Source organism: Streptomyces sp. NPDC058221 (genome assembly GCF_042882365.1).
In the GTDB taxonomy this organism is placed as follows: Bacteria; Actinomycetota; Actinomycetes; order Streptomycetales; family Streptomycetaceae; genus Streptomyces.
This window is the reverse complement of record NZ_JBHVWF010000114.1, coordinates 19592-28158: the sequence shown is the minus strand read 5'-3', so window position 1 is coordinate 28158 and position 8567 is coordinate 19592. Positions and strand designations below refer to the sequence as shown.

Sequence of the window (8567 nt, the reverse complement as noted above, 5' to 3'; positions counted from 1 at the left end):
CGGTGGGTCGGCAGGTCGAACGCGACGGAAAGCCCCTTCTGACCGGCCGCCAGGTTGCGGCGGTAGAAGGCGTTGGACTCCTCGGCGGTGGAGAACCCCGCGTACTGCCGGATCGTCCAGGGCTGGTTCACGTACATCGTCGGGTACGGGCCGCGCAGATACGGCGCCACGCCCGGATACGTGCCCAGGAAGTCGAGCCCCTCCAGATCCTGGCCGGTGTACAGCGGCTTGACCGCGATGCCCTCCGGGGTCTCCCACGTCGGTGCCCCTGCGCAGCCAGCGTTTTTCAGCGCCGTACGCCAATCGTCGGCGCCTCCGCCGATGGAGGGCACTCCCAGAGCGATCCCGGAGAAGTCGGGGATATTCATCAGGACACTCCCAGGCGGTCGAGGGCGGCGGACAGAACTGTGACCGCGTCGCCATCGGCAACGATGTATGCGTCGACACCTCGGTACGGCCCTGGGCTACCGGCCAGGAACACATACTCGGCGCCCTCAGATCTGAGCCTTGAGGCGACGGACGCGGCCTGTGCCTCATAGACCGCGTCGCTCGAACAGATGCAGACGTGGCGGGTGCCGCTCTCACCGAAACGTCCCTCCGTGACGGACTCGATGCCGCCCGCCTGGAACAGATTGGCCGCGAAGGCGAGACGGGCCGTGTGCTCCGCGACGCTTCCTACGCCGGTCAGGTACATCCGCGGCCGACTGCCGGTGACTTCGAGGTGTGCGTCCGAGCGGGCGCGCAGAACCTCGAACGCATCGTCGCGCCGGACGCGGGGCAGACCGCCGGCCAGGGGCCGCTGCCCGGGTGCGCGAACCACCGGATCCTCGGTCAGGTGCGGGAACTCGCTGACACCGGTGATCGGTTCCTCGCGTGTGGCCAGTCGCCTCGCGCGCGCGGACCAGGTCTCGGCGAGCTTCTCACCGACCATGCCGGAGCGTACGGCCGCGGCCTGACCACCTGCCCGCTCGATGCTCTGAAAGAAGTCCCAGCCCGCGTGGGCGAGCTGATCGGTGAGCTTCTCCACGTACCAGGAACCACCCGCCGGGTCGATCACCCGCGACAGGTTCGACTCCTCAATGAGGATGGCGGAGGTGTTGCGGGCGATCCGGCGTGCGAACTCATCCGGCAGACCGAGGGCGTTGTCGAAGGGCAGCACGGTGACGGCGTCCGCGCCGCCCACGCCGGCCGACAGTGTCGCGATCGTCGTGCGCAACATGTTCACCCAGGGGTCCCGACGCGTCATCATCACCGGCGAGGTCACCGCATGCTGGCGCTGGGCACCCAGGCCAGGGGCGCCACAGGACTCCGCCACGCGCGCCCACAGCCGTCGCGCAGCCCGCAGCTTGCCGATGGTCAGGAACTGGTCGGCGGTGGCCGAGAAGCGGAACTCCAGCTGCGAGGTGGCTTGTTCGACGCTCAGCCCCGCTCGGGTCAGATCACGCAGATACGCGACGCCGGTGGCCAGCGCGCACCCCAGTTCCTGGGCCGCCGAGCCGCCGGCTTCGTGGTAGGGCAGTGCGTCCACGGTGATCGCTCGCAGTGCGGGATACGCATCCACACAGCGATGAGCCAGGTAGGCCGCCAGATCGAAGTCGAACACCTCACCGGTACGCGCCTCGTGTCCCAGTGGATCCGCGCCCAGATTGCCGCGGGCAGCCCCTCGCCCGACCCCTCGTGTTTCGTACAGGCGCAGCAGTTCGGCCGAGGCCGAGGCGGTTTCGCCACGCGCGTCGAGGACGACTGGCGCCAGGTCCAGATGGACGCCGTCCAGAACCCGGTCGAGCGCTGTCGCGGGGATGCCCTCGGTGCCGACGACCAGCCAAAGGGAAGTCACGCCGTTCTCGAGGTCGGTCAGGACGGCGGAGTTGTCCGACACCGTATGCCGCTGCCGTATGTCCCAGCCGGCGCCGGCGTTGCCCTCCGGCCTCGCCCCGCGTACGAACGGGGCGAGGCCGGGGAATCCGAGATCGGGTGTCATGTCACCCGCCGTGTACAGGGGCTGGGTGACTACCCCGTCCTCCAGCGGGGTCGACAGAGCTTCTTCCGCCGTGGATCGGGTGGGGTCCTCCCCCGTTGTGCGCAAGACACCACGCACAAGCGCCTGCCATTGCTCGAGAGACGTCTCGGCGAAATCTCCGGCGAGCGGGAGGCCTTCGTCAGGCAGGACTGTCATGGAGGCCCTCACAAGGTCGTTGGGCAAGGCGATGGGTGCGTCACGGCGGACGCTCGAGCCGGACATTGCCCTGAGCCGGCTCACAACTCAGGCGGGGCGCCCGACTGTGATGGCGTCTGCCCTCCAGGAAGGACGTGCCGACCGCCGCCGGGTTGGTCGGCAGCCAAGACGTCGCACCCCGACTCCGCTGATCGGCCCAGAGTCTTCGCGCCGGCTTCCCATCGGCATCTGAACCTTCACGGGCGCAGGAGCCGCGGGTGTGTGACCCACCTGATCGAAGACGTCGCGGCCCTGGCCAGGATAGTAGACGGCACTCTGAAAATGTCAACACTTCATGCACCTCGTGATGCACCGTTCCTGCACCGCCACACGAAGCGCCCCTGCCGGGCGATCCGCAATCCACAGGCGGACAAGAACGAAATAACTCGCCTGATAAACGTACATTCCTCGCCCTGTGACTTCACTGCCGAGCGCGATCACCATCGCCCCACGAGGCGCGGAGCCCGTAGCCCCCACCCGCCACCTGTCTCTAATGTTGACATTCTGGCTCCGTCTTGGCTTATGGTGCTCGTGACCGCCACCCATTCCGCAGAGCCGGCCACGGCGGTCGCGCACAGGCAGTGACACCGCGTCCGCCCCACGGCAACGGGGATCCGGCCTTCGGCTGCCGTCCGCCGCGCCCTGCCCCGACGCCGAGGGCTGCACGCACAGGGCCGGGGTACGGCCGCTTCGGCCAACCACCCCACCCGCGGCCAGTCAGCGCGAACGTCCGGCCTGCACACTCAGCCAGAATCGAGTGCACGCTCATGTCGATAGAGATCGCCCCGATCGAAGAGGGGCAAGCCTTCCAGCCTGCCGGGCACCACGGTGTCGGCCCTGTCCATCTCTTCGGGGGCCAGGACTACACCGGCGCCGTAACGGTCGCCCTGTCGCACTACTTGCCCGGCGGACGGGCGGATCTCTCGCCCGTCCCGGCGGAAACCCTCTACCTCGTACTGACCGGCACCCTGTCCCTGACGGACGGCGAAGGCGACACGCACACGCTGCGCGCTCTCGACGGCGCGCGACTCTCCGCCGGCACGGTTCGCAGCGTGGAGAATCCCACCAACCTTCCCGCGAGCATGCTCGTCATCCGACCTAATCCGGCCGCCCTGCCGGCGAGCTCTGCGGAGGCTCGATCGTGAGCGGCGCGCTCGGCGGACTGCTCGTCGTCGACCTCACCCGCGCACTGGCCGGCCCGCAGGCCTCGATGATGCTGGCCGATCTCGGCGCCCGCGTGATCAAGGTGGAGAGCCCCGCCGGAGACGACACCCGCTCGTGGGGGCCACCGTTCGTCGATGCCGACGACGGCACCCCCGTGTCGACCTATTTCTTGTCCTGCAACCGCAACAAGGAATCGATCACACTCAACCTGAAGCGTGACGAGGAGGCACAAGTGCTGGCCCGCCTCGTCGAGCGGGCCGACGTCCTCCTGGAGAACTACAAACCCGGAGCGTTGCAGCGACTGGGATTCGGCGCCGAGCGGCTGATGGAGCTCAACCCTCGCCTGGTGATGCTGTCGATCAGCGGATTCGGGCACGACGGGCCCGAGGCCCATCGCGCCGGGTACGACCAGATCGCGCAGGGCGAAGCGGGGTTGATGTCGGTCACCGGGGCGGACCCGGCCCACCCCCAGCGCGTCGGCGTGCCGATCGCCGATCTTCTGGCCGGGATGAACGGAGCGTTCGGCATTCTGGCCGCGCTACGGGAACGGGATCGCACCGGCCGGGGGCAGATCGTCCGTACCTCACTGCTCGCCTCCGTCGTTGCAGCTCACGCGTTCCAGGGCACCCGGTGGACCGTAGCGGGTGAGGTCGGCTCCGCACAGGGCAACCACCACCCCGCCATCGCCCCCTACGGGCTGTTCCGCTGTGCGGGCGGCAGCGTCCAGATCGCCTGCGGGAACGACGCCATGTGGGGCCGCCTCTGTGCCGCGTTCGACATGGCCGGCGACGACCCGCGATACGGGACGAACACCGACCGCGTGGCGCGTCGGGACGAACTCACCGCGCTGCTCGAGTCCGCGTTCGCGCCATACGGACCCGATGAGCTCCTGCGACGCCTCGCCGAAGCCGGTGTGCCCGCCGGTCGGGTTCGCACGCTGGACGAGGTCTACGCATGGGAACAGACTCGCTCGCAGCGACTGCTCGTCGACGTCGAGCACCCGACCCTGGGAAAGATCTCTCTGCCCGGGTCGGCGCTGCGTACCTTCGCCGTCGACCCCGCAGGCACGGAGACGGAGACCACCCGCATCGACCACGCGCCGCCACCCGTACTCGGCGCCGATGCCGACGCGATCCGCGACTGGCTGGACGGCCCACCGCCTCAGGCGTAGGACACACCCCACCGGTCTGTGGGTCAGCTCGCGAGCCGGCCCACGTGCCGATCCCTTCGTGACGGTGCGAGGTATCCGCGCGCCGTCCGGCGCGTGGGCCGTGCTGCACGGGCAGCTCCAAGTGTGAACAGTTTCACCTCAGGGGTGTCGGGTGACCCACTCCCAGTCGCGACTCTTTCCTGCAAAGAACCACACCAGCCAGGCGTGCGTCGACTTCCGCATGAAACCCACTGGATAAAGTGTTGACATTTTCAGGCCGCGAACTAGTGTTTTGAACGTGCCTCATCGCGAGTATCGCGCTCTTGGGACGCCGGCGAGATCGCCCCGGACCGACGAGCCTGCGGTGGGGGCAGCCGAGCGCGCGGCCCGATGCCGACACCCTCACCACAGGGCCTTCCACGCATATTGCGTTCACGGCTCCCCAGCCATCAGCACCATCCCGCACTACCTGGTGGCACCCGAGCGAAGACGCCTGTCTCGACCGAGACGGACGCTCGGCGCCGACCAGACGAGGAGTATGAAGTGAGAGGTATCGAGCCGGTGACCGCAGCCGACCAGCTGCGTCGGGCCTTCGGGTGCTTTCCCTCAGGAGTCGCAGCGGTGTGCGCGCGCTACGGCGGCGAACCCTTGGGGCTGGCCGCTAGTTCGTTCACGTCGGTATCCATGGAGCCTCCGCTGGTGTCCATGTGCATTCAGCACACATCGAGCACATGGCCGAAGCTTCGGGAGCAGCCGCGATTGGGCCTGAGCATCCTGGCCGAGGGGCAGGACGAGATCTGTGCGCGTCTGGCGCGCAAGTCGGGCGACCGCTTCGCAGGAACGGACTGGTTCGCCTCCGAGGACGGCAGCGTTTTCGTGGACGGCGCGATTCTGTGGCTGGACTGCACAATCCGCGAGGAGGTCCCGTGCGGTGACCACGACATCGTACTGATGGAGATCCACGGTCTCAGCGCGAACCCCGACACCTCCCCGCTGGTGTTTCACGGCAGCAGGTTCCGTCGCCTGGCCAGCGTCTGAGCACCGCCGGCCGGCCTGTACGGGATTCGCCCACGACAGCCGACGAGTAATACGGCCTCACAACGTCCCGACCCCGAAAGCAGAGACGCATGCTGCGCACAGGCAAACTCGCAGGACCCGTTATCGGTCTGCGGTATGAGACCCCCAGCCTCTCGGGCCTCACGGACGATGACGGTGCGTTCGAGTTCCGGGACGGCGAGGTCGTCGTCTTCTCGGTCGGTACGGTTCTGCTCGGCGCAGCGCGCGGGGCGGAGAGGCTCACTCTCGCTGACATCGTCGCCCGGGTCGACGGCAACATTGACAAGCTGTCCGATCCGGGGCTGACGAATATCGTCCGTTTCCTGCTGACGGTCAACCACCACCACAGCCCGGACGACGGAATCCGAATCACCCCGCAAACCCACGATCTAGTGGGTGATCGTCCCATCGACTTCCGCTACGCACTCGCGTCGCTCCCGGGTGCACCGGCCGATCCCGTCCAGGCGTTCACCGACGATCCGGCCGTCGCCGAACTGATCGATGACCTCAATCGGGCGAAGGTCTTCACCGACACCGAACCTCGCCGGATCACTTCGCCGTCAGCAGCACGCAACGAGGTGCGTCGTCACGTCCTGGGCATCCGCCGCTTTCGTGATGTCAGGATCCCGTTGCGGAACGGCTCCTTCGTGTACGCGGACGTCTATCGGCCGGACAGCACAAAACCGGTCCCCGTCGTCATGAACTGCGGCGTCTACGGCAGGGCATTCGTCCATCATTCCCTCGCGAGCGACGTGGACGCCGAGCACCACGAGGAGATGGAAGAACGCTACTTCCGCGGCAATCCGGACGGGTACGAGTACGAGAACCACGAGAGCATCAACACGGAAGCCTGGATCCCGCGCGGTTACGCACTCGTTCGCATCGACAGTCCCGGTGCCGGCAAGAGCCCGGGGACTCTCGGTATCTGGGGAATCGACGAGGCGGAGGCGTACTACGACGCCATCGAGTGGGCCGCGGCGCAAGCCTGGTCGAACGGCAACGTCGGTCTGTGGGGCATGTCGTACTACGCGGTGAGTCAGCACGCGGTGGCCAGCCTCAACCCGCCGCACCTCAGGGCCATGATCGCGATCGGAACGGATACCGACCTCTACGAGGAGGTCATGTACACCGGGGGGATCCTCAACGAGGAGTTCTTTCCCGGATGGTTCAAGCACGGCATCGCTCCGGCAATCTGCGGCGAGATCGACGCGAAGGACTTTCTGGGGATGGCCAAGGCCAATCCCTTCAAGGACTCGGATCCATCGGCGGTCTTCGGGCCCCGGTCCGAGGTCCTGATGAGTCCCGATCTGAGCGAGGTGACCGTGCCTCTCTGGACCGTCGCCGCGACCACGCATCCTGGGAATTTCCACCAGCTCGGCAGCAGCGAGACCTTCCTCAACACCCCCACGTCGAACAAGAAGATCGACTTCTGGGAGGACTGGTTCCTGAAGTCCTATTCGACGGCCGCGGTCGAGGAGCACATGGCCTTCTTCGACTACTGGCTCAAGGGAATTGACAACGGGATCATGGACAAGCCCCCGGTCCGCCTGGAGATCCGAACGGGGCGGGGCGGCTCCTATCTTCAGCAGGAGTACGAATGGCCGGTCGCGCGCACCCAGTACGTTCGCTGGTATCTCGACGCCTCGCCCTCCGATCCTGACGCCGGCCTGCCCGGCGCCAACGTCCTGCGTCTGCTGCGGGCCACCCCCGGGACCGATCGGTCCGTGGCCTACTCCGCCGAAGTGGATCTGACCGCACCCCGCTTCCCGCCCGCGACGGGTGAAGGCGCCGTGGCCAGTGCCCCGTGCAGTCCGGGCGCCACGTTCGTCAGCGAACCACTGGAGGAGGACACCGTACTCGCGGGGTACAGCAAGGCGGTGCTGTGGATGGCCAGCACGAGCGAGGACATGGACATCTATGTGGCCGTGCGCGTACTGGATGCCGAAAATCGCGAGGTCGACTTCTGCGGGACGGCTCTGATTCCCGGAATCTCCACGCGCTTCTATCCGCTGGCGAAGGGGTGGCTCAAGGCGTCACACCGCACGTTGGACTCCGAGCGGTCGACCGACTTCCGACCGAAGCACACTCACCTGCGCGCCGACTACGCCCCGCTTCAGGACGGCGAGATCGTCCCGGTGGAGATAGAGATCATCCCGAACACCGGGCTGGTGCGGAAGGGGCATCGCATCCGAATCGATGTCCAGCCCTACACAGGGGTCGGACACGGTATGCGCCATGCCTATGACCCCACCTATCACGACGGTGCGCAGAACACTGTCCACACCGGCCCGACCTATCCAAGTTACGTACAGCTGCCAGTTCTTCCCACGAGGGATTCCTGAGCCGGCTCCACTCGTCAGTGAAGGGTAAACGATGAACATCGACGAGCTGAGCGCCCGTGCACACATCCACGATGCCCTGCTCCGTTACTGTCGCGGTCTCGACAGGGTGGACATGGACCTCGTTCGCAGCGTCTTTCACGAGGACGCCTGGGTGCAGTTCCCCGAGAGCCTGCACATCGGCCCCGTGTCCGGCTTCCTCGACTTCCTTGCGGGTGAAATGCCGCGCTTCGTACGGACCATGCACTTGCTGGGAAACAGCCTCATCGAATTCGACGGCCCGGACATCGCCCACGTCGAGACGTATCTTCAGGCTGATCACCAGGGTTCGGAGAGCCATCAGTGGAAGGGCGAGTCCGTCAAGCTCTGGGCGCGCTATCTGGACCGCTTCGAGCGACGTGACGGGGTGTGGTTGATCGCCCGCCGCCGGCTTCTCGTGGACTGGATGTACAAGTACCCGGCGGACGGTTGGTTCGACGACCACCCCGACGCCTCGGTGGGCCGCCGCGACGGTTCCGATCCGGCCCTGCGACGGGTCGCCGGTTTCGACGGAATGCCGTCCGCAGGCGATACCTGGCCGTCCTGAACTGCTCCCGACACCCCTCAGTTCAGCGAATCAGGTCGCTGCTCCGCAGGCAGTGAC

At 66.9% G+C, this 8567-nt stretch carries 7 protein-coding genes; 5 read left to right on the top strand and 2 right to left on the bottom strand.

Features of this window, described 5'->3' with window-relative positions; all coding sequences use genetic code 11:
• Nucleotides 1–368 (bottom strand): methylmalonyl-CoA mutase family protein (locus ACFVW8_RS28930; protein WP_389695055.1); only part of this gene is annotated, 368 nt, incomplete at its 3' end.
• Nucleotides 368–2176 (bottom strand): methylmalonyl-CoA mutase family protein, encoded by a 1809-nt coding sequence (locus ACFVW8_RS28925; RefSeq protein ID WP_389695053.1) that lies wholly within the window; start codon nt 2174–2176, stop codon nt 368–370. The genes ACFVW8_RS28930 and ACFVW8_RS28925, both read right to left, overlap by 1 nt.
• A gap of 806 nt (nt 2177–2982) precedes the next feature.
• Here ACFVW8_RS28925 and ACFVW8_RS28920 point away from each other — a divergent pair.
• The 5 genes from ACFVW8_RS28920 (at nt 2983) to ACFVW8_RS28900 (ending at nt 8510) form a co-directional block, all read left to right on the top strand.
• The gene (locus ACFVW8_RS28920) at nt 2983–3360 is read left to right on the top strand and encodes a cupin domain-containing protein (protein WP_389695051.1); all 378 of its coding nucleotides are present in this window, start codon (nt 2983–2985) and stop codon (nt 3358–3360) included.
• Entirely contained in the window at nt 3357–4550 is a 1194-nt protein-coding gene (locus ACFVW8_RS28915; RefSeq protein ID WP_389695049.1) for a CaiB/BaiF CoA transferase family protein, read from the top strand. Before ACFVW8_RS28920 ends, ACFVW8_RS28915 begins: the two co-directional genes overlap by 4 nt.
• A 522-nt stretch (nt 4551–5072) precedes the next feature.
• Nucleotides 5073–5567: a flavin reductase family protein gene (locus ACFVW8_RS28910; protein WP_389695047.1), complete on the top strand. Its 495-nt coding sequence runs from the start codon at nt 5073–5075 to the stop codon at nt 5565–5567.
• 89 nt (nt 5568–5656) lie between these two features.
• Nucleotides 5657–7927 (top strand): CocE/NonD family hydrolase, encoded by a 2271-nt coding sequence (locus ACFVW8_RS28905; protein WP_389695045.1) that lies wholly within the window; start codon nt 5657–5659, stop codon nt 7925–7927.
• Between the two features lie 31 nt (nt 7928–7958).
• A complete protein-coding gene (locus ACFVW8_RS28900) occupies nt 7959–8510 on the top strand; it encodes a nuclear transport factor 2 family protein (RefSeq protein WP_389695043.1) in 552 nt (183 codons plus the stop codon).
• Nucleotides 8511–8567: the final 57 nt, after the last annotated feature.